This is a genomic window from Clostridium sp. AF36-4, from assembly GCF_003435975.1.
GTDB lineage: Bacteria > Bacillota > Clostridia > Lachnospirales > Lachnospiraceae > Eubacterium_F.
The window spans coordinates 55,339-82,277 of record NZ_QTVH01000012.1; the positions used below are offsets into that span (position 1 = coordinate 55,339).

The following is a 26,939-nucleotide window of genomic DNA, read 5'->3' on the forward strand; positions in this document are numbered from 1 at the left end:
TCCTAAATATAATTTCTTAGGATTCATCTGAGCTTAACTATTCTTTTTATTTTAAGCTCAGACTACTGAGCAAAAACATATCTTTTTTTCATAAATAAAATGCCCCTTTCCTTTATTAAAAAGACTTCCCCAAGCAATTAACATCACCATTATTTAGTCCGCATTTTTTATAAAACTCTAGATTATCATTTATAGAAATAAGTTCTACTGTATGAATATCCTTTACTTTAAGTTGCTCTTCTAAGGCACTAAGCAGCTTACGCCCTACTCCTTTTCTCTTCCACTTTGGAGCAACAAAAATTTCTGAAACAAAGAACATATCATAGTCTGCATAAGGATCCACAAATCCCAAAAGACCACCTATAATTTCACCGTCTTCTACTGCAGCTAAACCCAGGGCTTCAAATCCACACAAAATGGACTGCACTCTTCTTACTGCCTTTTCCTGAACCCAAGCCTCATTCCAAGGCTCCTCTGAATATGCCTGTCCCATTACTCCGGCAAGCTCCTCGATATCATTATGATTAACTACTCTTATCTCCATTTATTTATCCTCCTGGCCTCGTATTACATAAAAGCGATACAATTCTTCTTTTTCATCATCAATATCTTTGTACATTTTCTTTTCTATTAAGTTGAAACCAGATTTCTCTGCTACTTTCCATGATGGTGTATTCGCATCGAGAGTAGTTGCTATTATTTCAGACTCACTATATTGTTTAAAGAAAAACTGAACATATGCATTTATCGCCTCTGTCATATATCCTTTTTTCCTAAAAGGTGTTCCTATAAAATAACAAATACCAACCTTATCCACATCTTCATAATATGTAGAACCAACAGAGCCTATGACCTCTTCTGTTTCTTTTAGTATAACAGTGCAAGGTATATAATTTTCTCTTGGATTATCATTATTTGTTAATTTTAAAGCCTCTTCAATCCAATCATTGATCCACTCTGAACAATTAGCATCAAACCCAACTTGACTAAGACTCCCATCTTGAGACATACCAGAAAAGATAATCTCGTCTCCGCGCTGTATGGAGCGAATAATCAATCTATTAGTTTCTAGCCACATTTAAATCACCTCTTCTGATTAAGTATAAGTTCCATCCTAATATATGAAAACCTCAATTTTAATTATAAATAAACTTGCTCCAGTATGTTTATATCATCTGAAACGCCTTCAGTGCCTCCACAATTGCCTCTTCCTTCTCCTTCGGGCACCGTGGCTGTCTAGCATCCTCCGACTTTGGCAAATTGAAATTCTCAGCCAATTCAATACCACATTTCCGTTTTACCTGAGCAATATAGAGATTCGAAACCTTCATCCCATCATTATGCTCTGCAACATACTTCTTTATCTTTTCATAGGTTGCCTTTGTCTCTGCTGAAGTACCTTCCAATTCAGCAACATCAATATCCACATCAATATAATCATCCGGCTTCTGACGGAGTTGGGAAAGAAGAACAACCGTCTCTATCCCGCGTGTCCACGGAAACATATCTACACATTTTGCCCTAACCGGCTGATATCCATATTCCAAAAACACTTCTAAATCTCTGGCAAGCGAAGTTGGCTTACAGGAAATATAAACAAATGAGGATAATCCATAATCTAAAATTTTACGAATTGCTTTTGGGTGGATGCCCTCTCTTGGTGGGTCTAAGACAATTGCGTCCGGTGCCTCCGTCAGTTCATCCAACACCGTCAACACATCTCCTGCCAAAAATGTGCAGTTGTCCAGCTGATTTTCTTTGGCATTTTCTGCCGCTGCATAAACTGCCTCTTCCACGATTTCAACTCCTGTCACCTCTTTTGCCACCGGTGCCAGTACCTGCGCAATCGTTCCGGTTCCGCTATAAAGGTCATATACCTTTTTCCCGGTCAAATCACCAATGTATTCTCTTGCCAGCGAATACAGTTTCTCTGCTCCGGCAGAATTTGTCTGGAAAAAGGAAAACGGCGTAATGCGAAAACGCAGTCCCAAAAGTTCATCGTAAAAATAATCTTTTCCATATAAAATATCTACCGCATCTGCTTTCACCACATCCGAAAGACTATCATTTGTCATATGCAGAATACCGGCAAACGTCCCTGTCGTCTCTAACGCAAGAAGCGTATCTTTATATTTCTCAAGTAACTGTTTCCCTTCCGTAGAATCGATTCCTCCCTGAGAAGATGTCACCAGACAGATTAACATTTCCCCGGTTTTTAATCCCTTGCGTACAAGTAGGTGGCGAAGCACGCCCTCATGGCGCATTTTATGATAAAAGTCAATGCTTTTTCCACCCAGTTTCGCATTCCGGAAAAAGTCCTGCGTTGTCTTTAACACCTTGCGCAAATCCTCATCAATAATCTGGCAGTCAGGGACGGAAACAATATCATAAAAACTCCCTCGTTTATGAAGTCCCAAAGTAAGCGGACCATCTTTCACTTCATCCCCAAAAGAAAACTCCATTTTGTTTCGGTATTCCCAGATTCTAGGACTTTCCACACATTCATCCAGTGGAAAATCCGGATACACAGCATCCAACAAAGCTTTTACCTGATTCAGTTTCAACTTCTTCTGCTCTTCGTACGGAAGCGTCTGGTATGCACAACCGCCACATTCCGAAAAATGCGGACACGGCGGCACTGCTTTTTCAATCTCCGAAGGCACCAAAACTTCGGTCAGATTTCCCTCCGGTCTTTTCTTCTTTACTTTCTTTAATTGAAAACGCACTCTCTGCCCCGGCAGTGTATTTTTCACCTGTACATAGGTATCCTCATCTTCTACATAAACAATTCCTTTATTCGGAAACTTTAGAGATGTAACCATCCCCTCATAAAATTCATTCTTTTTCATAGTAACCCTTCCTCGTAAAATTTGCTATTGCCATAGTATAGCATAGATTTTGGGAAATGTCATTTTTTAATGTTTAATGGTTGTGGGAAATGTTTGATGCCACTTTTTTCTGGTTTCCGTAATTTAGTAGAAAAGTTTTGCGTCTCGTGGGCGCTCCCACTCATCACAAAGCTTTTCTACTAAATTACTGGAAGCCAAATAGACTGGCATCAAACAATTGACACAAACTTTTGAGCACTAAAAATAACATCCACAGTTTGCACCAACCTCCCCCTTCTCTACTCGTTTTAAATTGTTTTCACAGCATCTCCAAATCGGGAACTGTAGTTTCATCTTTGTCACTATACAGGATAAAAAAACTGTGTTTTTAGCAAGTAGTTTGTGGCAGGTGTTTGTTTTCACTCTTTTGGGTTCCGGTAAATTCGTAGAAAAAGTTTGTGATGAGTGGGTTTTGAGTGCGTCGGTATGTGTTGCAAGAAGTCCAGTGGACTTCTGTTCTGCAACGACCGAAGCGTAGCGGAGACCTCTGGTAGTTTCAGTGCCCATACCGCTACGCACTCAATAAGCGGAAGCGCCCACGAGACGCAAACTTTTTCTACGGATTTACGAAAACAAAAAATAATAACAAACACTTGCCACAAACTATCAGTTGATTTACTCACCAAAATCCGCTATACTTAAACTTAAATGACATTAGGAAAGAGGTACCGGAATGGATAACGCAACCGAAGAAAGCATTATGGATATCATCGGAAAACTGAAAAAGATTGATTACATAAATCCGGAAGACATCCCTAATATTGATTTATACATGGATCAGGTTACGACATTTATGGACGAACATCTTGCTGCGTGTAAGCGTCTGGATGACGATAAAATACTTACAAAAACCATGATTAACAACTACACAAAAAACGATTTTCTTCCACCACCGGTCAAGAAGAAATATTCCAAAGAACATATGTATCTTCTGATTTTTATTTATTATTTTAAAAATGTATTATCAATCAATGATACGCAGAAAATCTTCCGCCCGCTGACGGATATGTTCTATAACAATAAATCAAGGGATATTTCACTGGAAGAAATCTACCGCGTCATTTTTGAGATGGAGCGCATACAGACAGATAATCTTACCAAAGACATTTTGAGACGATTTAAGTATTCACAAAATCTGTTTCCGGATGTTAAGGATGAAGACGAAGCAGACTTTCTCTCCCGTTTCGCTTTTATCTGCCTGCTCAGTTTTGATGCTTACCTCAAAAAACAGTTAGTGGAGCGTTTAATTGACGAAACTCTTTCCGATGAAGCGAAGCAGAAAAAAGACAAATAAATTACGGATAGAATTGAGGTTACTATGAACGAATTACTTGCAGGATTAAATGACAAACAAAAAGAAGCGGTTCTCCACTTTGAGGGACCGCTCCTTATTTTAGCGGGTGCAGGCTCCGGAAAAACCCGTGTTCTCACCCATCGAATTGCATATTTAATTGAGGAACATCAGGTACCGCCCTACCACATTCTTGCCCTTACCTTTACAAATAAAGCGGCAAACGAAATGCGCGAGCGTGTGAATAACATTATTGAATATGGTGCCGGCAGTATCTGGGTAAGTACCTTCCACTCCACCTGTGTTCGAATCTTAAGACGGTTTATCGACCATTTGGGTTACGATAACGCCTTTACGATATACGACAGCGATGACCAGAAATCACTGATGAAAGATATTTGCAAACAATTAAATATTGATACAAAAAAATATAAAGAACGCACTTTCTTAAATGCTATTTCCTCGGCAAAGGACGAGTTAAAAACACCGGAGCAGTATGCTGACGAAGTAGCAAAAGAATACAATAAGAAGATTTTCGGACGGGTTTATAAAGAATACCAAAAGCGTCTAAAACAAAACAATGCTTTGGATTTTGACGATTTAATTATGCTTACTGTGCAATTATTCCGACAGAATGCGGAAATACTAAACCATTATCAGGAGCGTTTTCCATTTATTCTGGTGGATGAGTATCAGGATACAAACACCGCACAGTTTACATTATTAAGTTTGCTGGCATCCCGCTACCAGAACCTTTGCGTGGTTGGTGATGATGACCAGTCGATTTACCGGTTCCGCGGTGCAAATATTCACAATATTTTGAATTTTGAAAAAATCTTTCCGGCAACAAAAGTAATCCGCTTAGAGCAGAATTATCGCTCCACTAAAAATATTCTTGCGGCTGCCAGCGGAGTAATTAAACATAACTCCATGCGTAAAGAAAAAACGCTTTGGACAACGGCTGAGGCCGGTGCTCCGATTTCCTATGGGCGCTACGATAATGAATATGAAGAGGCTCAGGGCATTGCCGCTGACATTCACCGTCAGGTAAAGGATGGCATGTCCTACAGCGACTTTGCTATTTTATACCGTACCAATGCACAATCCCGTGTATTTGAGGAAAAACTTATTTATGAAGGAATCCCTTACCGGATTATCGGTGCTGTCAACTTTTATGCCAGAAAGGAAATTAAAGATATTCTCTGTTACCTGAAAACAATCAATAACAGTGCGGACGATATCGCGATTAAACGAATCATCAATATTCCAAGACGAGGCATCGGTCAGACAACCATCGGACGTATTTCGGACTATGCTTTTTCGCAGGAAATGCCATTTTACGAGGCACTTCGCCGTGTGGATGAAATTCCGGGATGTAACCGCGCCAGTGCAAAAATTCATTCTTTTGTCAGCCTGATTGAGCATTTTCGCATGAAATTACGCGGCGAAATGTATTCGCTTGAGGATATGACTCAGGAACTTTTGGATGTAACCGGTTATGTCCGTGAATTAGAGGCAGAAGACACCGATGAGGCAAATGGCCGCATCGAAAATATTGAATCTCTGATGAATAAGATTGTTCAATATGAAGAAGATAATAATGGCGGCACGTTAAACGACTTATTGGAAGACATCGCTCTCGTGGCAGACATTGACACGGTATCCGATGACGCTGAGCAGGTGCTTTTGATGACACTCCACAGTGCTAAAGGACTGGAATTTCCAAACGTTTATATTTGCGGTATGGAAGAAACAATCTTTCCGGGGGCTTCCGCCGTATTTGGCGATGACCCATCTGAACTGGAAGAAGAACGCAGACTCTGCTACGTGGGAATTACCCGTGCCATGAAAAAGCTGACGCTTACCAGCGCAAATCAGCGCATGCGTAACGGTGAAATGAATTTCAACCGCCCATCACGCTTTATTAACGAGATTCCGCGCCACTTGGTGAAACAGACCTATGGCGCAGTCCTTAAACCGGAGACCGAAAGTAAACCAACTGAATTTTCGAGAACAAAAGCTTCTCTTTATACCAAGGACCGCAAAAATCCATTTGCCAATAACCCTTACATCCAAAAGGGAATGGGAAGTGCTTCACCTGCCGGTGCTCCGGATTATCAAGTTGGCGACCGGGTGTCACACACGAAATTTGGGCAGGGCATTGTCCGCTCCCTCACAAAACTAACAAACGACTATGAGGTTGTCATTGAATTTGATGGATTTGGACAGAGAAAGCTCCGCTCTTCGTTTGCCAAACTGACAAAATTATAATTTGATAAAAAAAGTATAGTATTCCATAACTATTCGTGTTACAATATGGTTAAAGAATCTTTTTGAGAAAGGATGGTTTTTATTATGTCAGGAAAATTTGAGGAAATGATAAACAACGCTAAAATTACTGAGTTGTTAAACAAGAAAAAAGCAGAGGAAGAAAATAAAAGTTTTGTTCTTTGGATTTTGGCTATTATCGGTGCAGTTGCTGCTGTAGCTGCTATCGCATTTGCTGTATACCGTTATATGAATCCAAAGTACGCTGATTTTGATGGTGACTTTGATTATGACGAGTTTGAGGATGATTTCGAAGATGACGACATTGATGACAATGACGTTTATGTAAAGAAGACAAACTAGTTTTTATTCTCCTTTCACCCCAAAAGAACCGCCTGTACCGGACATACCGGTGCAGGCGGTTCTAATTATTTCTCTCTATTCTATTATCCTAATTCCGGAACTTTTTTTGAAATTGCAACTGCTAATGCGCCCGGTCCGATATGACACGAAACACTTAAGGAAAGTGGGTCAACAAAATCCACCCGATGTCCCGGGAATTCTGTCTCTAGTTCCTTACGAAACGCCTGTGCCTCGGTATCATCTGCCGTATAAGCAACATGCATGTAAAAATTATCCCCATCCGGATCATGGAAACGTTCTTCAAAGTCATGGCGAATTGCCTTAATCATTGTGCTTTTTGCCGCCTTCAAAGTTTTTACTTTTGCATAAGCATCTAACTTTTCTCCCTGAATCTGCAAAACCGGTTTGATTCTTAATACGGTTCCGATAGCTGCAGCCGCCGGTGTAATTCGTCCACCTTTTTTCAGATAAGAAAGCGTGTCCACCATGATATAAATACTGGACTCAAATTTCTCACGAAGTAAAATCTCCTGAATCTGTTTGCCATCATAACCATTCTGTGCCAGTTCAATGGCATCCATTACGGAGCGTCTCTGTGTAACCGAAATTCTCTGGTTATCTACAACAAAAACTTTATTTTCATACTTTTCTTCATAAGAAAGCATCATGGCAGTTCCGCAAGAGCTGCTCAATCCACTCGACATCGGAATGTAAACGATTTCATCATAACATTCTAACACACTGTCCCACAGTTTCATTAATGTATCCGGTGCCGGCTGTGATGTCATTACATCTGCGCCCTGCGCCAGATATCCATAAAACTCATCCTGACTCATGCTAATATCTTCATAAAATGTATCACCATTTACAAAAAAAGGCATTGGCACAACGTGAATGCCAAGCTTCTTTGCTTCTGACTGAGTAATCCCACTATTACTATCTGTAATTACCGCAACTTTTTTCATCTATGCAATCCCCTTTCAAAAGATACGTTACATCATATCATTCTACTATTAAACTTCGTTTTTGTCAAACAACCGGTATTTCTTTACTATTCTTTCAATCCTAAGAAGAACGGGTTTATACAGACAGAACAAAAATCCGGCAGTCGCTGCTCCAAACAACAGGTTAAAAGGAAGTCCTGACAAATACACAAAGCAAACCACCGATAAGGAAAGCTGCTGTGAAGTAAAAAAGATGGTATTTAAATCAACAATAGCCCCGTAGATGATAACGACAGCCAAAAAGCCATAGAGTGCTACAAGCCATCGCTTACTCTCCCGTCCGTAGAAAAATACGCCGGCAAAAAATCCTACCAGACCAAGTGCCACCATTTGAAACGGGGTCCATGAGCCCTGACCAAAATAAAAATTAGAAACAAAAGCACTTAATGCTCCTGTCACAAAACCTACTTCACCTCCAAAACTCACACCCGCTAAAATTACGACAGCCGCGATTGGCTTTATCTGCGGCAAAAAGAAAAATGCAATTCTTCCGGCAATTGCAAGTGCGCAAAGCGACGCAATCATCGTAAGCAGCATAACACCCGGCCGTTCTTTTTCAAAGTGAGCAAAAAAGCCAAACAAAGCAATCAGTAAAACCGCCATACTCACAAGATAATAATTTTCTCCCTTTAACACAATGATTTCATAAAAAAGCAATACAAAGGCAAGTATGCCAAGGATACTATTGCGAATTTTTTCTTTTTGCATATTTCTTCACATCCTCAATGGTTATTATGTGTGGATTTACCCGTCTGGTCACCCGGTTCATCCCTGTTGTGTAAAACTGGTTTTCTTCCATAAATTCTCTCACCGGACACTGCACAATGATTTCGCCCTGATACAAAAGTGATATTTCGTCAGCGTACTTCGCTATAAATTCCATATCATGCGACACCATAACAATGGATTTTTCCTTTTTTGTCCACTCCTTTAAAACCTCACCAAATATCTTTTTTGATTTTGCATCCATTCCTTTGGTCGGCTCATCCAAAAAATAATAATCCGCCTCTTTTCCGAGTGTAACACAAAGCGCAAGCCGCTGTTTTTCCCCACCCGACAAGTCCTGTGGATTCCGCTTTTTTAGTCCCTCTAAACCAAACCGCAAAAATAAATCTTTCGAGCATTGGCTCATTTTATCCCATTCTTTTTGCACTGTTTCTTCTAATAACAAATACATCGGATTTTGCGGCAGATATGAAAAGTTTACCGAACTCATTTTCCCATGATACGGTCGAAACTGCCTTGACATCAGCCGCAGTAAAGTCGTCTTTCCACTTCCGTTGCCACCCACAAGACACGAAATGGTATTTGCCGCGAAACGCCCCTTTGTTTCCTTTAACACATCCGGTGATTTCTTCTCATAGCGAAACGATATATTTTTCAAAGAAAAGTCCTGTGAGGATGTTTGCTTTCTTTCAATTTTTTCTTCTTCCCCATCCGGAAACACTGCGCTTTCATAGTTTCCTTCAAACCAGATTCTTGCTTCCTTTTTTGTCAAAAGTCCATCTTCCAATTGCAGATATGACGGCAAAAATTCTTCGAAAATCGTGTCCTTCAACCGGGACTGTATCGTCCTTGGCTCCCCTATTTTCTCAATTTTTCCGTCTGCCATACACAGCACTTCATCCACAAAAGCAACCAAATCTTCCAGCCGCTGCTCCGCAATTACAATCGTTACCCCAAATTCTTCATTAATCTGCCGAATTAAATCATAGATTCTCCGCGCCGCAACCGGGTCTAACTGGCTGGTCGGTTCATCCAATATCATAAGTTCCGGATTCATGGCAAGACCGGAAGCAATGTTTAAAAGCTGCTTCTCTCCACCACTTAATGTCATCGTGTCCCGCGTGACCAGATTTTCAAGCCCAAATGAACTAATCACTTCTGCTAACCGCCGTTTCATCTGCTGCTGTTCCATCCCGATATTTTCAAGTCCAAATACAATCTCATAAGAGACCTGGTCTGTCACAATCTGATTATCCGGGTTCTGCCACACATATGCACAGCCCTTCGCCTGATTGGTAAGACTTCCTTCCTCTCTTCCGCAGATTCCCGTTTCACCGGCAAGTTTGCGTAATAAAGTTGTTTTTCCGCAGCCAGACGGACCGACAAGCAAGGTAATCGTTCCCTGTTTAATTTCCATCTGTTCCACAAAAACCGCCGGTGCTACTTCATCCGGGTAGAAAAACCGGTAATCTTTCGCTTCGATAAAAGCCATGCTGCTTCCTCCTTTCCGTACATCCAAATCGGGATGCCAAGATATAAAATCCAAATCAAAATCTCCCACGCCGGCAAAAATTCCATGTGTATACTTGGGAAAAACCAAACCGGCGCAGGTGCCATTATTTGTTTTCCAATCACAAAAACACCCATCATACATACAATCGCAAAAAATACATAATCTCCCATATTCCATTTACGTGCATAAAACGATGTGCGCCCATTTTTTCCATACGACTTCGCTTTCATTGCCATACTTCGTTCTACCGAATCTTCCATCGTTTTACCAAGTAATGCGGACCACACATGCGGACGATTTCCATGCAGTGAAATCATCTGTGAAAAATCTTTTTTTGCCTTTGGCACCATACGAAGAATCATGGAAAAAAGCAGTGAAAAAGAAGGAAATCTTTTTCCTGACATCGTCATAATCTTTTCTGAAGTCATCACATGTGAAAAATCGGAAAACAGAAAAATAGTTCCTAACAAAACAACTGCCATATAACAGCCATACAGCACCGCTTCCTTTGTCACGGCGTTCTCATTCAAATAGAAAAGTACCGTCATACCACGGTGATTGAGCAGTGGATTCACAACCACACAAAGTGCCACCACCGTAAGACTTCCCACAAAGGATTTAAGCATTTTCAGAAATCCTCTATTTAGCGAAACATCAATTCCCATCAGTAACAAAAGCAATCCATATAAAAGCGGATGTCCTGCCACAATCAAAAGAACCAGTGTCATAACATAATATACAAACAAAACGACCGGATGCCTTCGCGTCATCGCATTCATGGTTTCCTCCTCTATTATTCATACTCGCAAACATAATAAAATACAATTACATCGCCATTTGATACCTGATAATTGCTCGCTCCCACATTCGGCGTCATGCCATTGACCGAATACATCCAACCGCTCTCGCTGCCACAGTCAAACTGATACAGACCGCCAATCCCCTTCACATAATAGGTGCCATACATCGGAGTGAACTCGCTATCTAGGGCGATGTTGTTCTCTTTTGTAATTCGCTTCAATATATCATACACGGACTCTTCTGCCGTGAAGGAACATTTACCGGAATAATAAATTCCGGATGCCGGAATCACCTCTTCTAACCCATTTTTCCACAACTCTTTTTTCTTTAAAATCTTCTTACATTCGATTTCAAAAGAAACTTCATTTTGGGGTTTTTCCGTTTGCTTTTCGGTCGGTTTTACTGTTACAGGTTTTTTGGTCGAAACCGTTTTTTTTGTAACATTTTCCCCGGATTTTTTTTCTGTTTTATTTCCTTTATCCTTTTTTGGTGCAGTCACAGCCGCCGGCTTAGCAGTCGGTTTTTCTGTATTTTCCCCTTTAATTTTCTCTTTTGGTGTACTTGTACTTACTGCCGTTTTCTGCTTGGGAGTCTTTATTGGTTCTACCGATTTTGTTGATTCCGGTTTCGCCGTCTCCTTTTTTTCTACAGATACCACATCTTCTTCCGAAGCATAATGTGCATCTTCCTGATTATTTGTCTTTTGTACTCCCTGTACCATAAGTGCCCCAATGATAACAAAAAACAGTATCACGCAGGCGATAATTCCTTTTTGATTCCACTTCATCTGAAAGCCTCCAAAAAAACTTCTATACGACAGAGTAACAAACAATGGACAAATCTGTCAAGCGTTGGTATAATATCTTGCGATGGTATAAATAATATTAGTAACCATGAGGTTCTTTTAAGATTAATAGGGAAGACGGTGTGAATCCGCCGCAGCCCCCGCTGCCGTATTAGGGGATGGCTTGTACATAAATGTCACTGGCATATGCCGGGAAGGCGTACAAGATTGGTTAAACCTTCCAGATGAACCTTAAGTCGGAAGACCTGCCTTATGGTGTGAAATGTGACCTTTCGGAGGGAGAGGAAATGTTTTGACTATTCATTCTAGTCATCACAGGTCCTTGTATGCCCTTTTTTCGGGAATACAGGACTTTTCTTATGTTATCGCAATACCAGAACAAAAATACGCGATACGCGAGAAAGAAGGTTTTTCTATGAAAAACAAAAAGAAACTTTTATCCGTTCTTTTAGTCTTTGTTATGACGGTAAGCGTCTTTCATGGCTATGCAGCAAAAGCAGCGGATACAGTCAAAGTAACACTTCGCCTTGAGCAGGATAATAAAACACTTGTTACACCGGTTGAAGTTACTCTGACTGATGCAGACAAAAAAGATTATGGAATCGGCCTCAGTACCAAAACACTTACCCCGCTTCATGCGCTGGCTAAGTATCTGACCGAGAAAAAAGGTGCCACAACAGAAACAATGAAAAATTATATTATGGCAAGTACAAGTCAGTACGGTTTGTTTGTTAACGGTATTAGTATTGACGGCAACTCTGATGGCAGTGCTTCCTCTGACGCTTTGGACGGCGTAAACTGGGGATATGCTGTAAATAATACAGACCCGGGTGTCGGTATGGGATCCTATTCACTAAAAAATAATGATGCAGTCACCATCTATGGACTTTGGGGCGGCGGCACATGGCCAAATAACGTAGAAACAAATTACAGTTATTTTGAAAACAGCACCTTGAACACAACAGTTTCCAACAAAACTACTGTATCACTGAAAGGTATAGGTCACGACAAGAGTTACAATCCGATTGTTAAATCAATTAGTAACGCAACTGTTGTAGCAGCAAAATATGAAAACGAAGCCAGCACAGCAACCACCGGAAATGCTGTTTCTTTAGTTCAGACGGATGAAAACGGTACTGCTACTCTTTCCTTTGATAAAGCAGGTACTTATGTACTCTCCGCTTACCGTTTGGACAGCGACGGCAAACACTCCAACATTTCCAGACCATACGGAATTGTTAACGTGCTTGCTGCAGTTACCGCACCAACAGCTACTCCAACCGTTACACCAACAGCTGCTCCAACCGTTACACCAACAGCTGCTCCGACCGTTACACCAACAGCTACTCCAACCGTTACACCAACAACTACTCCAACCGTTACACCAACAGCTACTCCGACCGTTACACCAACAGCTACTCCGACCGTTACACCAACAGCTACTCCGGCAGGAGATTCTCTTGGCAAACCGGTTCCAACAAAAACTCCGACTGCCACACCAACTCCGGCATCGGATGACAAGGGTATTAAAAAAGTTGCAAAAAAACCTACTAAGGTAAAAGTTGTTGTGAAAAAGTCAAAGAAAAAGAAAAAATCCGTAACTGTTTCCTGGAAAAAGGCAGCAAACGCAAAAGGATACCGCATCGCACTTTCCAAGAAAAAGAACGGTAAATACAAAAAAGTAACCGATACGAAAAAAACAAAATACACCTTTAAGAAAACAAAGGGAACGTATTATGTAAAACTGACCGCTTATGTTGTAAAATCTGACAAAGCTACTTTCAGTAAAGCAACAAAACCGGTAAAATTCAAGGTAAAATAAGATGAAGAAAAAGACATTTTTATGTCTGATACTCACCGCTGCCATCTTCCTTAGTGCATTTTCGACTTTTCGTAATGAACAGGGTATGGATGGTGCCAGCGTGGTATCCTCTGTAACACCAGAGGATACCGCTGACTGCGGTGCTATTTGGACAAACAAATTTTCCACAAAGGGAATCTCATACAACTCTATTCCGATTATGGGAACAAACGGCATCTATGTCGTAAATTCCAATATCCTTTATGAACTGTCTTATGCAAATGGACAGGTTCTAAGACAAACCACATTAAAAGAAAAAATGAACAGCGTCTGTAATATGCTTCTTGAGGAGCATTTTTTATATATTCCGCTGGCAAATGGCACAATGGAATGTGTTGACATCAATTCGATGACAAGCCTATGGCAGAGCGAGTCGTTTGGCGGACAGTCTCTTTCGACTACCTTTTGTCAGGACGGCTATCTCTATGCCGGCACGACAAATGTTTTGTCAAATGGTACAACCACCGGTCTCTTCTACTGCCTGAATGCAAAAGATGGCTCAACCGTCTGGACTTATGAAGATAAAGACCATCCGGGCGGTTACTATTGGAGTGGTGCCATTGTCTATGAGGATGCACTTTATTTCACCGGTGATAACGGCATTTTAGTAAGCCACAGTCTCACGGAACCGGTTGTGTATGATACCGCTGTTCTGACTACGGCAAACATCCGCGCCGGACTGACCTATCACAAAGGAACCGATGCCCTTTATACCGTAGCAAAAGACGGTACATTATTTCAGATTCAATGCGGGAATCAAAAGATTACGAAGGTTTCCTCCGGTAAAATTATGAATGGTGCCAATTTTGTTACCTGCACCAGTACTCCAACTATTTATAACAATCGTTTATATGTTGGATGTATGGCAGACCAATATGGTTATGTCTGTATCATGGATGCTCTGACTTTAAAACCTATTTATCAGGTAAAGGGATTTCAAAATGCTGAAGTCAAATCTTCTCCTCTTGTTTCAACCCGTGGTTCTTCCACCGGAGAAGTAACGGTCTATTTCTCCATGAATGCTTTGCCGGGTGGTTTGTACGCTTTTAAAGATACAGAGGGAAAAACAAGTGCCTCACTTCACACTTTGTATATTCCACAGGCAAAACAATACTGCCTGTCCAGTATTACAGCCGATGACAAGGGGCGTTTATACTATTCCAACGACAGTGGAACCCTGTTTTGTGTTACGCTTGCCAAAGATATCCTTGCGACAAGCACACCGACAGTCACAAGCATACCGGCTGCGACAAGTACGCCGACTGTTTCTAATTCGCCTGCACCGGCGGCTAAAAAGTCTGTGTCAAAACCGAAGAAACCATATAGCGTTAAGGTAAAGAAAAGCAAGAAAAAATACAAAGTCACCTGGAAAAAAAAGAGCAAAAAATACCAGACAATTATCTCCTACCGATATGGTAAGGGAAAATGGAAAAAGAAAACAATCAAAAAAAATACGGCAGCAACGATAAAAAAAGGCAAAAAAAGACTGCAAATCCGACTGAGATGTAAAATCAAAAAACAGTCCAAATGGATTTACTCCTCTTATACGAAAACCTTTTCATTTCGCCCCTAATATGCTAAGATAAAAAAAGTCATTGGATTTACAAAAGGGAGGTTTATAGTATGAGTAAAGAACAAGAACAACTACTGCAATGGATTGATGAATCCGATAATATTGTGTTTTTTGGCGGTGCCGGTGTCTCAACAGAAAGTAAAATTCCGGATTTTAGAAGTGTTGATGGATTATATAAACAGAACTACGATTATCCACCGGAAACGATTCTGTCCCATAGTTTTTATATCCGTAACCCGGAAGAATTTTACCGTTTTTACCGGGATAAAATGCTGTTTCCTGACGCCGATCCTAATGCCGCTCACATTGCTCTTGCCAATTTGGAAAAGCAGGGCAAATTAAAAGCAGTTATTACACAAAACATCGATGGTCTGCACCAAAAGGCAGGAAGCAAGGAAGTATTAGAACTCCACGGCTCTGTTTTGCGAAATCACTGCACACACTGTCATAAATTTTATTCTTTAGAAGATATTTTAGCTATGGACGGTGTTCCTCACTGCGAATGTGGTAGCATCATAAAACCAGATGTCGTTCTCTATGAAGAAGGACTTGATATGCCGCTTATGGAACGTGCCATTTCCTATATCCGCGATGCTGATTTGCTGATTATCGGCGGCACATCTTTGGTTGTTTATCCGGCCGCCGGGTTAATTGACTACTATCAGGGCGATAAGCTGGTACTCATTAATAAGGATAAAACTTCAAAGGATAATCGTGCAAATCTTATCCTGCACGAACCAATTGGTGAGGTCTTAAAACCGCTCGCCTGACAAATTATTTCTTAATCTGCATAAAATTGATTTTTGCAGATGCCAGTACATTGCGTGGAAACATCTGGTTTACACCACTTGTTCCACCGTTACCGGTATCCGTTATTTTTTTCGGATAAAGGACAAGAGAAATCTTCTTTTCTTCCTTTAGTTTTTTCTCCATCGCCTCTCCTGCAAGTACAATACTTGGCTTTTCTTTATTGATTAGAGATAAGGTATATGACATCGGCTTTTTCGTTTTGCCATCTGCACGGCAGCCAACAAGTTGAAGCCCATTATGTAAAACTGCACTCTCATCCAAAAGCAGATGCAGACCTGCACCGGAGATTTTTTCTTTCTTTTCCTCCACAAGGGCAGAATCTGCACTTCCTTCCACCATATAAATGCCCAATGCCGCCTTCATTTTTTTGATACTCGCAAGAGTCTTATCTATCGTTACCTCTTTTGTATGTTTGCCGAATAAATTTCCTCCAAATAAAATAACATCCGGCTTTTTCTCATTCACCTTTTTCACCAAAGAATCAAACGCATGAGCAGTCATATCACTGCCTACAAAGCAATTGGAAATATAAACAATGGAAGTATCCTTAACAGGCTCTTTCTTATCCTCCTGCAAAATGACAGTCTCCTCCCATGATATGCACCGGCTTTTCCAGAAAATAACAGCACCGACACACATGGTAACAACAAAAAAGCCAAGAATCAATTTGGTCGGATGATTGAAAAAGCGGTATATTTTCCCGCTGCATCCTGCTTTTTTTCCGATAAAACGAACAATGCCACGCACAAAACACAAAATAGGTGTGAGTATCATAACACTGCCATATATTACAGAATATGCATGCATAATGACGGAAACTACATCCGAAATCATTGCGGATATTCCGGTTTCAAAAAGGAACACAACTATTAAAGAAAAAACATGTAAAAACGCGAAAAAGACCACCGGTACTTTCCCGCGTTTCCACAAATCATAATATCGCAAAATAGAATAAAACCATGCTCCTAATGCATAGCACAACGCAATCACAACTTCTATCATAAAAGCACCCCTTGTCGTATGTTTTACTACACGGGTAGTGTATAATAGAACTGCTTATTTGTCAACCATTATTTGGTTTTGAATTTCTTTGTTTTGCTCCATTTTGAAACGGTTTTCTTTCCGTTTATTACCTGATACGTTCGGATTCGTATATAGTATTTCTTTTTCGTTTTTAACTTTTTAATCGTCCGGCTTTGTTTCTTCTTACCGGAAATCGTAATCGTCTTTTTCCCTTTTTTGAAAGATGCAGACGTGCTATATTGAATCTGATATCCGGTAATTGATTGTGCTGACTTCTTCCAGCTTACCGATACTTTTTTCTTGCCTGCTTTCACCTTTTTGATAACCGGCGCTTTCAGAACAGCCTGCTTAGGATTCTTGTTTGTATTTGCCGGTGCTGTCGTCGGTTTTGCGTTGGAAGCCGGCGTTTTCACAGGTGTTCCCGAAGTTTTCTGTGTCGGCGTAGGAATTGGTGTTGGTGTTGTCTTTGGTACCGGAGTAGGGGGAGGTGTTACCAGTGGTGTCGGCGTTGGTTTCGGTGTTGGAATCACAAGATTTTCCGGCACTTTTCCTATTTTTACATCCGTGTAATCACTGTACAAATACCGGTCTGTTTTATTTGCTGTTAACCAGTCTGCCTGCTCTTTTGTTGCCGTATAAATCGTCGATGGATTGTGCATTTCATAGAAGATGTAAGTATCCCATGTTTCCAGTTTTGTTCCATCAAAGCCGGTTCCAAGTCCAAACGCCACTAAATTTGTACAATTATAAAATGCCTGCCCGCCAATCGTTTGTATCCGGTCCGGAACTTCCACCTTCACAAGTCCGGTACAGTACGAAAATGTATATTCCGGTATGGAGGTCATCGATTTCAAATCCGGTAATTCGGTAAATGACGTACAACCGGAAAATACTGAGCCTGCCATTGATTGTAAATTCTCTGACATCGTAACTTTATCCGCTTTCAGACTGGTACAATTACTAAATGCCCCATATCCGATTTTCTTAATCTGAGACGGAATTACAATCTGCTCTAAAGCAGAACAACCACTGAACGTATATGGCGGAATTTCTTCTATATTAACCGCCTTTGATAAATCAACAGAAACCAACGAAGTACAATTTTGGAATTCACTACCGCCAAGTTTTTGTAAGCCTGCTCCGAGAACAACCGATGTCAGTTTTTCACAATCCTCGAAAGCTCCTTCTGTTGCTAAATTGGTTATTCCAAGGATTTTAACGGAATCCGGAATTACAACCTGTTCCAATTCACTTCCCTGAAATGCCTGATACCCAATCTGAGTCAAACCGTTCGGAAGTGATATACGCCGAATGGCGCATCCCTTAAATGCCTGCCCGTCAATACAAATTAATTTCGACGGAAGTGAAATTGATGTTAAATTTGTTGTTTCTCCAAATGCACTGTTTCCAATAAATGTTACGTTATCCGGAATATGAACTGAAGTTAATGCACTGCAGTCCTTAAACATAGTCCCTGGAACTGCCGTCCAGCTATCCGGAATCGTAAATGAACGTAAAGACTTACATCCCCAGAACAAACCGCCGGAATACTTATCCTCATCATTCTCATAACGGTTTGTGCCATCATAATCCTCTGCGGATACTGTAAATTTCCCATCTTCCGGGAACACAACATGGTCTAACTTTTCACAGTCCATAAACGCATTCGATGCAATATGCTGTACAGATTTTGGAATATTAATACTTTTCAAATTTTTACATCCTGCAAATGCACTGCAGCCAATAAAGGTTAAGCCCTCCGGAAGTGTTACCGTATCAATCGTACACTCACGGAATGCCCTCGAACCTATATAGGTAAGATTTGGTGTCTTATCTTTTCCAATTGGCAGTTCAGTCAACTCCGAACAGTTTGCAAATACATCTTTATATACGGTTTTTAATTCCTCCGGATATTTTAGCGTAAACTTAGACATTTTAGAACAATTATTAAATGCCATTTCTCCCAAATAAGTTAATTTTCCTTTTATCGTAACACTTGTAAGGGCTTTACAACCGCCAAATGCCAGTCGTGGTAATGTTGTAATCTTCTCTGGAAGTTCAATCGTGGTTAAACTTTCGCAGCGGTTAAACGCATGATATCCCAGTGACGCAACATTGCCCCATTCAATTGTTTTTAGCTGTGTCAACCCCTCACACAAATGTGAGGGTACTTTTGTAACGCCGGACTCAAATGTAATTTTTTCAATTGCATCTCCGGCAAGACAGGCACCATCATTTTTCTGGTCCACTTCTTTGTCATCATCCAGTGGATATGTGTCGTAAATCGATGTTGTACCTTCTGGAATTGATATCTCATTTAACGAATCACACTCATAGAAAATGTATTTCCCAAGCTGGCAATTTGTAGGAAGTTTCACTGAAGAAAGCACACTGCATCCATAAAAAGCATAATTATCAATTTCCAAAACACCTTTCGGAATATTTATGGACGTAATTGTCGTGTTATCCCGAAACGCATTCTGTCCAATAACAGTAACATTATAACTTGCCCCATCCCAATCAATCCGAGAAGGTATTGTTACACTTTGTGATATTCCTGTATATTTTTGCAATGTTGCTGTTTTTGTTTCCTGTGTTAATTGATAGGAAAAATCACCTTCTGAGTAATTAACTGTGTCTGCTTTTGATGACTGCTCCATAAACCCTATGGAGAAAAAGAATGTCAGCATAAAAAGCATGCTAACGATGAAACATTTCCTTCCTTTACAAACTTTATCATTCACCTTAACCATCTCCTTTCTTAATTTCATATAAATCCGTTTCATTATACTGAATTAAGCATAAAATGGTAAGGTTACAAATGTCTCATGTTCGCTTTTTGGCTGACATTCCTGTAATTTTAGTTATAGTTAAATTTCAATTTATTTAATGATACATATTTGGTCTGACTCCGCTCGCCATTCAGAATCTGAATGTTAAAGCCGACGCCCTCTTCCAGTTTGTGTGGCATGGAACCATTATATTCTGTTAAATCAAATACCGTGTGTTTCTTCGAACCAATCAACTTATAGTTTCCTTTATCTAAAATATCTGAATCACTGTAGCCATTCAGCGCCTCAGCAGAAACAAAGGCACATTTCTGATAATCCCCCTCAAAATCAAGTTCTGTTCCGGAAGCATCATATACACCAAATTGAATCTCAAATGAGGTGACATCCTGTATACGAATTCCCTTTTTTAACAAATACCGGCTGAAATCAATCGCAATCATACAACTAACTTCCTCATCGTATTCATTTTCAAAAAGCATCAGACCATCGAGTTTATTTACGCCACTCTCGACAAGACCACTGCCAAGATTCATGTAACCAATAATGTCTTTATCCTCCAAATCCGCAACCAATACTTTCGGTTCCGCAACCGTTTCCTGTCTAACCGTTTTTTCCCGGAAATGCTCCGGCCATTCATCTTCTGACAGCAGCAACTCCATTTTTAAAAGAATCAATTTACGAATCCTGCTAAATTCGCCATTCGTAAACTGAATGTTAATCCCCACTGCATCGTGAAGCTCATGATCCGAAAGAGAAACTCCATCTGCTTTGTATCCATTGTAATCCGTAAGCTTGATTTTTGTAATTTCCTTTGAACCAATAACCTTATAATTTGTCGTTGGTAAAATGTCCGAATTACTGTAACCATTTAATTCATCCTCAGAAACAAGTGCACATTTTTCATATTCAATGGAAAAATCAATTTCTTCCTCATTTTCATCATACGCAGCCGCCACCAAATGAATTTCCTGAACATCCTCAACTGCAATTCCCATATGTTCCACATACTCTCTTAATTCAATCGCATACATCGGATACAGGCCCGGTTCAAATTCCGCAAAAAACTCAATGCCTTTTGCCGTCACCGAAACGCCGTCCTCCTCAAGCCCATGTCCATAATTAATATACGCTTTCAGCATAGGATCTGCCAAATCAACAACCCACTTTTTCACTTTATCCATAGCAACCTCCGTTCTGAAGCCCCTGCTCCCATCAAAATAATTCTACTATTATCATACCACATTATAGCGAAAGAAACAAAGTTTTTCTGCCTTACCAGACAGCTAAATCACTTTACTTTCATCGTCTTTTTAAATCCAGTCTTTTTCTTCTGAATCAGCTTTTTGTACTTCTTTAACTGCTTCTTTGGCACCTTGAATGTAGCTTTCTTATAAATTCCTTTGAAAGCATTCTTTCCGATGCTCTTCAGCTTTGCTGCCTTAATGGTTACTTTCTTTAGCTTCTTGCAGCCTTTGAAAGCATTTTTCGCAATCGAAGTAACGGTATACGTCTTTTTGCCAATCTTTACTTTATTCAAGATGGTAACACTTTTTGCTTTCTTCGATGTGCATTTTTTAACAACCGCATACTTTCCGGAAATAGCATATACTACTTTTCCTTTTGTTGCGGAAGTAACTGCTTTACTTTTTTTTGGAGCCGTTTGACTGTTATTCGGGGCCGGATTTACCGGCTCCACATAATCTTCTTTAGAGAGCGTTGGCACTGAATAATTGGCGTAATCTTTTATTCCATTTCCCTGACAATCACTAAAAAACATTGATGTAACAATATGATGTTCATCAATTACCGACTTTGCTCCTTTTAAGAAATATGTATAAACAACCGGTTCCTCATCATCCCACGTAGCATCCAGCAGATACCACTGGTTTCCAATTTTCACCTGATTCCACATGTGCGTCAAACTGTAAACAGTAACACAAGGAATTTGATAATAATCACAAAGTATTTTTATCATTTTCGCATACGACTCACAACACCCCTCTTTATGTGTCATCAGATAGCCAACCGAACGTGTTTCATTTGTTGCTGCTGCACTTAAAATATGAGAATTGTTACGGTAACTGTATGTTTTCACAACATAGTCATGAATTAATTTCAGTTTCTTCGCAGTCGAAACTTTTTGAACACCGGAATTATTAAGCGATTTAATAATCTCTTGTAAAAATCCACCGTATTCTAAAGCATCAGCCTGAAATGCTGTTTTATAATAAGCAAGCACCGGATGGATTGTTCCGGTATAAACACCATCTTTTTCTTTCATTTGTGTGTGGTTAAAATACCGAATCCAAAATATAGACGGATTGTCTAAAACGACTGCTGTACTTGCTTGATACATGTTAGCAATGGTAATTTTATCTTTCGTTACAACTTTCACATTCTCCATTCTGCACTCGCCTTTATCCATGTCAAATTTATAGTAATTATAAATTGTCGTATAGATTTTCTTCTCCACATCTGTAAGCCGGTTGTAATACCATTGATTACTTTCCATTGGTTTTTCTGCGTATGGAATTTCTTTTTCTGTTCCATCACTTTCTACCGTTCCGGCTATTTTTGTCGTACTCGCATTTGAGCTCCACAACGCACGCAAATGGTAATCCATCGCTTTTGTTGTATCGATGCGGGTCACAATAACATCTTCATCTTCTAAGTACCATCCGGCAAAGGAATGGCCCTGCTTTGTGACATCCTGCGGTAGCACAATATTGTTCTGCTTGTACTTATACTCAGTCGGGATTGTCACTCCATCCGGAAGTGTTCCACCGTCTAAGTCAGTTGTTACATGATATACAGTGCTTTCATAAATTGCCTGCAGGGAAAGTTCCCCGGATGTCGTTGCGTCTACTTTGGTCATTACCTTGTTGTTCAAGGTGTTCCGCCATCCGCAGACATATAAACCTTTTTTCATTACATTGGTCGGCAACTCTAACTCGTCTCCATAGGTATAAGTTTTCGGATAATCTCCAACAAACTCACCGCCAAGAGTATCATAAGTGATGCCGTAAGTGCGGTTTGCTGCTTCCACATAGACTTTTAAGTTGTTCTTCAATGCATAATTGGACGGGAAAGGAATGGTTACGGTCGAATTCTTGTCTTCACAAGTCCCGGCACTTACCTCTGTTCCGTCTGCTGTTTCTACACGATAGCTCTGAATATAACGGTTTGTATTGCACTTCATAATCAATGAACTGATTTTTTCGCCATACTCATACGTTACTTCGTTTGTTTTGTCTAGCTCACGGTCGCCAAGGAAAGCGGTTGTGTCACTGTACTTTGTACTGAATGTTACCGATGGCTTTTTGTACCATGCTGCATAAAGCGTGGTATCTTTTGCAATATCCCACTTATTCTTTCCGGAACCGTAGTTGATTACAGCCGTTTCACGTTCCGTTACCGGAATCGTTTTTGTCCGGTCAGTTACCCATCCGGCAAAGTCATAAAATTTGGAATACAGATATGGGAAGTCCTCCCATGCATCATAAGTAAACTCGTGCTCTGTTTTCGACTGTGAATTCGTCACAAACGTTACTTTGTACGTGTTTGGCTTCCAAATAGCATATACAATTACAGTATCTACCTTTCCACTCAAATCATCCACTACATCTCCATCTTTTGCATACGACCATCCGGTAAATGAATAGCCGGTCTTCTCAAAACGGCATGTTGGATTGGCTTTTGTGTCATAAGTCACATCCAAGTCATCCATGCTGCCGGAAGTGGCACCGTTCCCATCGAATACTACTTTGTGGGTTCTTGCCGTCCAATGTGCATAGAGCGTGTGGTTTTCCGCGCGGGTCATCTGTGTATCTTCCGTTACTTTTGTTCCACCGTTTTTCGCCGTGTACCATCCGTCAAAGGTGTAACCGTATCGGGATGCCGTTGTTAAGGAATAATCCTTATCGAACGTGTTTGGTAGTTCAGCGTCTTTCACCTCTCCTCCGTTAGCATCAAAGGATACCATATAAGTGATTGGTTCCAAAATTGCCTTGAAAATAGAGTTGCAATCCACTGTCATGGTAGTTTCCGGTTCTAATTTCTCCGGCTCTCCTACTGCTTCTCCGTTTGCATTCATGGAATATTTCTCCCAACGAATCAGCTTATATCCAATAGTCGGATAAAAGTTTTCTGGCAGATTTGGTGAAAAAACTTCCTGATAGGAATGTTCTTCGTTCTGTACGTTGGTATTCTGATTGTTTCGGAAAGAAACCTGATAAACTTCCGGTGTCCATTTGGCGTATACGTCCGTTCCATCCGGAACTTTCAACAAAGTACCGTTTTTGTCATAAATCTGCATATCTCCTTCAAAATATCCTTCAAATACATAGTGGTCTTTCTTTGGTGGATAGATGTTGCCGAAACTGCGGCTTTTCTCATCTTCCTTTCCTTCAAACACATATACCGAGTCATATTTCAAACCACTGCCCCCGCGGTTTACTTCGCCGCCATCCGGAGCATCTGCATGAAGCGTAACTTCTTTTGCGGCTGCACCAATGTAAGGGAACTTGTCCGGGTCCGGAAATGTTGATGGCATACTCGTCCGATATTTAGTCTTATAAGTAGTCATTAACGTGTTTTCCGGTATAGTTGCCGGACCAAAGAAACGAAACGCACTTAATGTTTCATCATCTTCATTTTTTAATGTAATATTCGGACTATTGCAATAAACTGTATTTTGCGCAAAACAATGTTCGCCAATAATCTCAGTTACATCAGGAAGATAAACCTTAACTTTACCAAAATTTCCTTCTTCATCCGTCCCATACGCATCCTGACTAAACGCCCAATCATTAACCGTTTTCAGCCCCGTACAAGCCGTGGCGTCAACGACAATGCCTGAACTGGTGACGTTGAAGGAGCCGAGAAAAAACGAATCCTTGTTTTTCGCGTCTGCATCTCCTAACGATTCCACCTTGTGATAGGCGATGATTTTTCCATCTTCATTACATTCCGGTACTTTATCCGGAATAACGATGTCGTTGGTGATTTTTTTTGAGAAATCACCATTTTGATATACTCCAACTATATGAAGATTCATTGCAGGACTATCACTATCACCAGAGATAGCATCATACGCCCATTTTATTTCTCCTTGCGTTTTAGAATTATATCCTTCTACCGGCACTACCGCATTCTGTTTTCCCTCTTTAATATAACAAGAACCGGCTAACAGGCCGGCAACAAACAATGCGCAGATAGCAAAGGATATAATATTTCTTTTTCTTGCTTTCATAAATAATCTCCTTTCTTAAAGCGATTCAGTTGTACGGCAGCTGATTACTACCGAACTCCTGTTGTTTTTAGTATAGTATTAATATGTCTGTTAAGGCAGTGATGTAGTTGTTTTTACCTATTTATTGAATATATTTCATGTATTGGGTCATGCCAAACAATTTTTAATATACCATTTTCTAAAATACCATACAACCTTTGGGTTCCTGCTAGTCGCAAAGAAAAAATTCTATCATATTCATCTAATTTTAATTCTTTCCATCTTTTTTGCGCTTCTGGAATTAAATCTGAAATATTCTCAAAATGACTATTTGTTCCTCTGTTTCTCCCTCCAGAAATTTGCATAATTTCACCCCAGGTCATTCCTTCAAAAGCTTTTAATTTAGATATAATAGACTCATTTATGTCATTAGCATGAATAAATCCCCATTTCTTATATCCATTATCCAAGTACTGAAATGACCATGTTGGTTTTTTTTGAAAATACGCATTCGGATTTTCATACGTTGTTGGAATTTTTCTCCCAATAACCATTTCTTTCTTAATTACTTTTTTCGATTTAGCCATTTAGTCCTCCATAATACTGAAGCATGTTCTCTTTTTCAATCACTTTGTTACAAGGCATTCCATCAGGAACCCCTTTTCTTGCCTCTTTCCATGGATTTTCTTTATGAGTTAATTCACTTAACCATTGTGGGTCTTTATCACCATAATACTGAATAACGGCATCCATTGTTTCAATTTGAGCATCTGAAAAAGTGTATTCTGGTACATCACAAAAGAAATCTTCAGGAATCACAAAAATCCCCTTATGCTTATGAAATAGTTCTGGACAAACCGGACCATTTGCCCACGCCTCAAATTCTTCATTAAACAAAGGAACTTCATCCCACGCTAAAGACCAAGCTTGACAATAATATACTAACTTTTCAAGTTTCATTGCTGTCATAGTGCCACATTTATTTAATACATATTTTGCAACATTAAATACATTTGCCATCCTTTTTCTCCCTTCTTATTTTGCGTGTGTTATACCTTATAATAGGTTGATACAACTATCCCCTATTTATGTTTATATTGTAACATATTTCCAAGTATTAATCAATTATTTGCCCCATAACTAGCTTTTATCAAATAATTGTAATAATCCCTACAAATGGCTTGATTTTCTCCATTCTCTTCTCCATAAAAAAGAGCTATTTACTCGCAAGCAAATAACTCATATTTTGAATCGTCCACTAAAGCAGGACCTCTCTTTACTATATTAAAACCCATTTCGTAGAAATTACAATATCATTTTTATAATCATATGTCATAATCTTAGATTATGTGCTATTGATTTCTAAATTATATTCAAAATATTACATAGCAATATGCCTTTGTCGTTTACATGTGTTTTATAATAGCATATTTCCAATTAGAAATCAATTGCTTTTTTTATTATGCACAGGTCATATAATAAATACCCTATCTATTTTCAAGTTCATATTGAAAAGAAAATAAAAGTATTTTATAATAAGCACGAAGGGAGGAATAAAAATGACAATTAAAGAGGTAATCGCAAGGGAAAACGTTATCATAACCTTAGACGATGGCACGGAAATGGATTCAGAAAAAACTCCGGAAGAATTGCTGTTTATTCTTTCAAAAGGAAACACAATTAAAGATTTAGACCACGATGAATTGACAAAAGCTTTTGTTGATGGCTGCGAGAAAGACATGATGAAAGCATTCGTTCAAAATTACGACTTTTGGTTAGGACGATACGAAAGTGGTTATTGGGACAAAGAAACATTCGAAAAACGATTGGGTAAAACAAAAGACCATCCTTTCCGAAGAATTTCTGATGGAGAGGAAATGTGGGAAACATTAAAAAATAGTTTATAGTAAAAGAAGGGAGCTGCCACACTAATCACTTTGAACTGCTTCCCGTCAAGTAGACAATTGAAAAAATATAAATTTTTCCTGCCA

The 26,939-nt window shown here is 39.8% G+C and carries 22 protein-coding genes and 1 riboswitch; of the genes, 8 read left to right on the forward strand and 14 right to left on the reverse strand.

Going from position 1 to position 26,939, the window contains the following annotated elements; all coding sequences use genetic code 11:
- Positions 1–115: 115 nt before the first annotated feature.
- The 3 genes from DW005_RS08080 to rlmD all read right to left on the reverse strand — a co-directional run bounded on the left by DW005_RS08080 (position 116) and on the right by rlmD (position 2,849).
- Positions 116–544 carry a GNAT family N-acetyltransferase gene (locus DW005_RS08080; protein ID WP_117478875.1) on the reverse strand — a complete coding sequence of 143 codons (429 nt, stop codon included), beginning with the start codon at positions 542–544 and terminating at the stop codon, positions 116–118.
- Positions 545–1,078 (reverse strand): GNAT family N-acetyltransferase, encoded by a 534-nt coding sequence (locus tag DW005_RS08085; RefSeq protein ID WP_117478876.1) that lies wholly within the window; start codon positions 1,076–1,078, stop codon positions 545–547.
- Between the two features lie 88 nt (positions 1,079–1,166).
- Entirely contained in the window at positions 1,167–2,849 is a 1,683-nt protein-coding gene (gene rlmD, locus DW005_RS08090; protein WP_117478877.1) for a 23S rRNA (uracil(1939)-C(5))-methyltransferase RlmD, read from the reverse strand.
- A gap of 361 nt (positions 2,850–3,210) precedes the next feature.
- Between rlmD and DW005_RS13810 the strand changes: the two genes are divergently transcribed.
- The 4 genes from DW005_RS13810 (at position 3,211) to DW005_RS08105 (ending at position 6,810) form a co-directional block, all read left to right on the forward strand.
- Complete coding sequence (locus DW005_RS13810; RefSeq protein ID WP_181974987.1) at positions 3,211–3,366, forward strand: hypothetical protein; 156 nt, start codon at positions 3,211–3,213, stop codon at positions 3,364–3,366.
- A 195-nt stretch (positions 3,367–3,561) separates the two neighbouring features.
- Complete coding sequence (locus DW005_RS08095; protein ID WP_117478878.1) at positions 3,562–4,182, forward strand: DUF1836 domain-containing protein; 621 nt, start codon at positions 3,562–3,564, stop codon at positions 4,180–4,182.
- Between the two features lie 24 nt (positions 4,183–4,206).
- The gene (gene pcrA, locus DW005_RS08100) at positions 4,207–6,450 is read left to right on the forward strand and encodes a DNA helicase PcrA (RefSeq protein ID WP_117478879.1); all 2,244 of its coding nucleotides are present in this window, start codon (positions 4,207–4,209) and stop codon (positions 6,448–6,450) included.
- An 84-nt stretch (positions 6,451–6,534) separates the two neighbouring features.
- Positions 6,535–6,810, forward strand: coding sequence for a hypothetical protein (locus tag DW005_RS08105; RefSeq protein ID WP_022377911.1), 276 nt, complete (start codon positions 6,535–6,537; stop codon positions 6,808–6,810).
- Positions 6,811–6,893: 83 nt separating this feature from the next.
- Here the strand turns inward: DW005_RS08105 and DW005_RS08110 are convergent, their stop codons facing one another.
- Genes DW005_RS08110 through DW005_RS08125 form a run of 5 tightly spaced genes read right to left on the reverse strand, consistent with a single transcriptional unit; the run spans position 6,894 to position 11,641 of the window.
- Positions 6,894–7,775 carry a DegV family protein gene (locus tag DW005_RS08110; protein WP_117478881.1) on the reverse strand — a complete coding sequence of 294 codons (882 nt, stop codon included), beginning with the start codon at positions 7,773–7,775 and terminating at the stop codon, positions 6,894–6,896.
- 48 nt (positions 7,776–7,823) lie between these two features.
- On the reverse strand, positions 7,824–8,522 hold the full coding sequence (locus DW005_RS08115) for an ECF transporter S component (protein ID WP_117478882.1): 699 nt from the start codon (positions 8,520–8,522) through the stop codon (positions 7,824–7,826).
- Positions 8,497–10,032 (reverse strand): ATP-binding cassette domain-containing protein, encoded by a 1,536-nt coding sequence (locus DW005_RS08120; RefSeq protein ID WP_181974988.1) that lies wholly within the window; start codon positions 10,030–10,032, stop codon positions 8,497–8,499. Before DW005_RS08120 ends, DW005_RS08115 begins: the two co-directional genes overlap by 26 nt.
- Complete coding sequence (locus tag DW005_RS13815) at positions 9,981–10,832, reverse strand: energy-coupling factor transporter transmembrane component T (RefSeq protein WP_181974989.1); 852 nt, start codon at positions 10,830–10,832, stop codon at positions 9,981–9,983. Before DW005_RS13815 ends, DW005_RS08120 begins: the two co-directional genes overlap by 52 nt.
- A 14-nt stretch (positions 10,833–10,846) precedes the next feature.
- A complete protein-coding gene (locus DW005_RS08125; RefSeq protein ID WP_117478884.1) occupies positions 10,847–11,641 on the reverse strand; it encodes a DUF4430 domain-containing protein in 795 nt (264 codons plus the stop codon).
- 92 nt (positions 11,642–11,733) lie between these two features.
- Positions 11,734–11,927, forward strand: a riboswitch (cobalamin riboswitch).
- 147 nt (positions 11,928–12,074) lie between these two features.
- Between DW005_RS08125 and DW005_RS13990 the strand changes: the two genes are divergently transcribed.
- Genes DW005_RS13990 through DW005_RS08140 form a run of 3 tightly spaced genes read left to right on the forward strand, consistent with a single transcriptional unit; the run spans position 12,075 to position 15,863 of the window.
- Entirely contained in the window at positions 12,075–13,481 is a 1,407-nt protein-coding gene (locus DW005_RS13990; protein WP_207658734.1) for a hypothetical protein, read from the forward strand.
- A gap of 1 nt (position 13,482) precedes the next feature.
- The gene (locus tag DW005_RS08135; RefSeq protein ID WP_117478885.1) at positions 13,483–15,093 is read left to right on the forward strand and encodes a PQQ-binding-like beta-propeller repeat protein; all 1,611 of its coding nucleotides are present in this window, start codon (positions 13,483–13,485) and stop codon (positions 15,091–15,093) included.
- Positions 15,094–15,143: 50 nt separating this feature from the next.
- A complete protein-coding gene (locus DW005_RS08140) occupies positions 15,144–15,863 on the forward strand; it encodes an NAD-dependent protein deacylase (protein ID WP_117478886.1) in 720 nt (239 codons plus the stop codon).
- Positions 15,864–15,867: 4 nt separating this feature from the next.
- On the opposite strand, the gene DW005_RS08145 is transcribed toward DW005_RS08140, so the two are convergent.
- The 6 genes from DW005_RS08145 to DW005_RS08170 all read right to left on the reverse strand — a co-directional run bounded on the left by DW005_RS08145 (position 15,868) and on the right by DW005_RS08170 (position 25,968).
- A complete protein-coding gene (locus DW005_RS08145; protein WP_117478887.1) occupies positions 15,868–16,905 on the reverse strand; it encodes a hypothetical protein in 1,038 nt (345 codons plus the stop codon).
- Positions 16,906–16,973: 68 nt separating this feature from the next.
- The gene (locus tag DW005_RS08150; RefSeq protein WP_181974990.1) at positions 16,974–19,670 is read right to left on the reverse strand and encodes a leucine-rich repeat domain-containing protein; all 2,697 of its coding nucleotides are present in this window, start codon (positions 19,668–19,670) and stop codon (positions 16,974–16,976) included.
- Between the two features lie 116 nt (positions 19,671–19,786).
- Positions 19,787–20,899, reverse strand: coding sequence for a hypothetical protein (locus DW005_RS08155; RefSeq protein WP_117478889.1), 1,113 nt, complete (start codon positions 20,897–20,899; stop codon positions 19,787–19,789).
- Positions 20,900–21,006: 107 nt separating this feature from the next.
- Positions 21,007–24,969 carry an InlB B-repeat-containing protein gene (locus DW005_RS08160; RefSeq protein ID WP_117478890.1) on the reverse strand — a complete coding sequence of 1,321 codons (3,963 nt, stop codon included), beginning with the start codon at positions 24,967–24,969 and terminating at the stop codon, positions 21,007–21,009.
- 113 nt (positions 24,970–25,082) lie between these two features.
- Positions 25,083–25,535: a hypothetical protein gene (locus DW005_RS08165; protein ID WP_117478891.1), complete on the reverse strand. Its 453-nt coding sequence runs from the start codon at positions 25,533–25,535 to the stop codon at positions 25,083–25,085.
- Positions 25,528–25,968: a type II toxin-antitoxin system antitoxin SocA domain-containing protein gene (locus DW005_RS08170; RefSeq protein WP_117478892.1), complete on the reverse strand. Its 441-nt coding sequence runs from the start codon at positions 25,966–25,968 to the stop codon at positions 25,528–25,530. The genes DW005_RS08165 and DW005_RS08170 overlap by 8 nt, the downstream gene beginning before the upstream one ends.
- A 539-nt stretch (positions 25,969–26,507) precedes the next feature.
- On the opposite strand from DW005_RS08170, the gene DW005_RS08175 reads away from it, so the two are divergent.
- Entirely contained in the window at positions 26,508–26,855 is a 348-nt protein-coding gene (locus DW005_RS08175; protein WP_022377926.1) for a hypothetical protein, read from the forward strand.
- The last annotated feature ends 84 nt before the right edge of the window (positions 26,856–26,939 follow it).

What these genes read in the sequence shown, in the direction of transcription:
- DW005_RS08095 (WP_117478878.1), top strand. Translation starts at nt 3,562, where the DNA reads ATGGATAACGCAACCGAAGAAAGCATTATGGATATCATCGGAAAACTG.
- DW005_RS08135 (WP_117478885.1), top strand. Translation starts at nt 13,483, where the DNA reads ATGAAGAAAAAGACATTTTTATGTCTGATACTCACCGCTGCCATCTTC.
- rlmD (WP_117478877.1), bottom strand. Translation starts at nt 2,849, where the DNA reads ATGAAAAAGAATGAATTTTATGAGGGGATGGTTACATCTCTAAAGTTT.
- DW005_RS08105 (WP_022377911.1), top strand. Translation starts at nt 6,535, where the DNA reads ATGTCAGGAAAATTTGAGGAAATGATAAACAACGCTAAAATTACTGAG.
- DW005_RS08175 (WP_022377926.1), top strand. Translation starts at nt 26,508, where the DNA reads ATGACAATTAAAGAGGTAATCGCAAGGGAAAACGTTATCATAACCTTA.
- DW005_RS08125 (WP_117478884.1), bottom strand. Translation starts at nt 11,641, where the DNA reads ATGAAGTGGAATCAAAAAGGAATTATCGCCTGCGTGATACTGTTTTTT.
- DW005_RS08085 (WP_117478876.1), bottom strand. Translation starts at nt 1,078, where the DNA reads ATGTGGCTAGAAACTAATAGATTGATTATTCGCTCCATACAGCGCGGA.
- DW005_RS13990 (WP_207658734.1), top strand. Translation starts at nt 12,075, where the DNA reads ATGAAAAACAAAAAGAAACTTTTATCCGTTCTTTTAGTCTTTGTTATG.
- DW005_RS13815 (WP_181974989.1), bottom strand. Translation starts at nt 10,832, where the DNA reads ATGAATGCGATGACGCGAAGGCATCCGGTCGTTTTGTTTGTATATTAT.
- DW005_RS08165 (WP_117478891.1), bottom strand. Translation starts at nt 25,535, where the DNA reads ATGGCTAAATCGAAAAAAGTAATTAAGAAAGAAATGGTTATTGGGAGA.
- DW005_RS08110 (WP_117478881.1), bottom strand. Translation starts at nt 7,775, where the DNA reads ATGAAAAAAGTTGCGGTAATTACAGATAGTAATAGTGGGATTACTCAG.
- DW005_RS08080 (WP_117478875.1), bottom strand. Translation starts at nt 544, where the DNA reads ATGGAGATAAGAGTAGTTAATCATAATGATATCGAGGAGCTTGCCGGA.
- pcrA (WP_117478879.1), top strand. Translation starts at nt 4,207, where the DNA reads ATGAACGAATTACTTGCAGGATTAAATGACAAACAAAAAGAAGCGGTT.
- DW005_RS08120 (WP_181974988.1), bottom strand. Translation starts at nt 10,032, where the DNA reads ATGGCTTTTATCGAAGCGAAAGATTACCGGTTTTTCTACCCGGATGAA.
- DW005_RS08170 (WP_117478892.1), bottom strand. Translation starts at nt 25,968, where the DNA reads ATGGCAAATGTATTTAATGTTGCAAAATATGTATTAAATAAATGTGGC.
- DW005_RS08140 (WP_117478886.1), top strand. Translation starts at nt 15,144, where the DNA reads ATGAGTAAAGAACAAGAACAACTACTGCAATGGATTGATGAATCCGAT.
- DW005_RS08160 (WP_117478890.1), bottom strand. Translation starts at nt 24,969, where the DNA reads ATGAAAGCAAGAAAAAGAAATATTATATCCTTTGCTATCTGCGCATTG.
- DW005_RS08155 (WP_117478889.1), bottom strand. Translation starts at nt 20,899, where the DNA reads ATGGATAAAGTGAAAAAGTGGGTTGTTGATTTGGCAGATCCTATGCTG.
- DW005_RS08115 (WP_117478882.1), bottom strand. Translation starts at nt 8,522, where the DNA reads ATGCAAAAAGAAAAAATTCGCAATAGTATCCTTGGCATACTTGCCTTT.
- DW005_RS08145 (WP_117478887.1), bottom strand. Translation starts at nt 16,905, where the DNA reads ATGATAGAAGTTGTGATTGCGTTGTGCTATGCATTAGGAGCATGGTTT.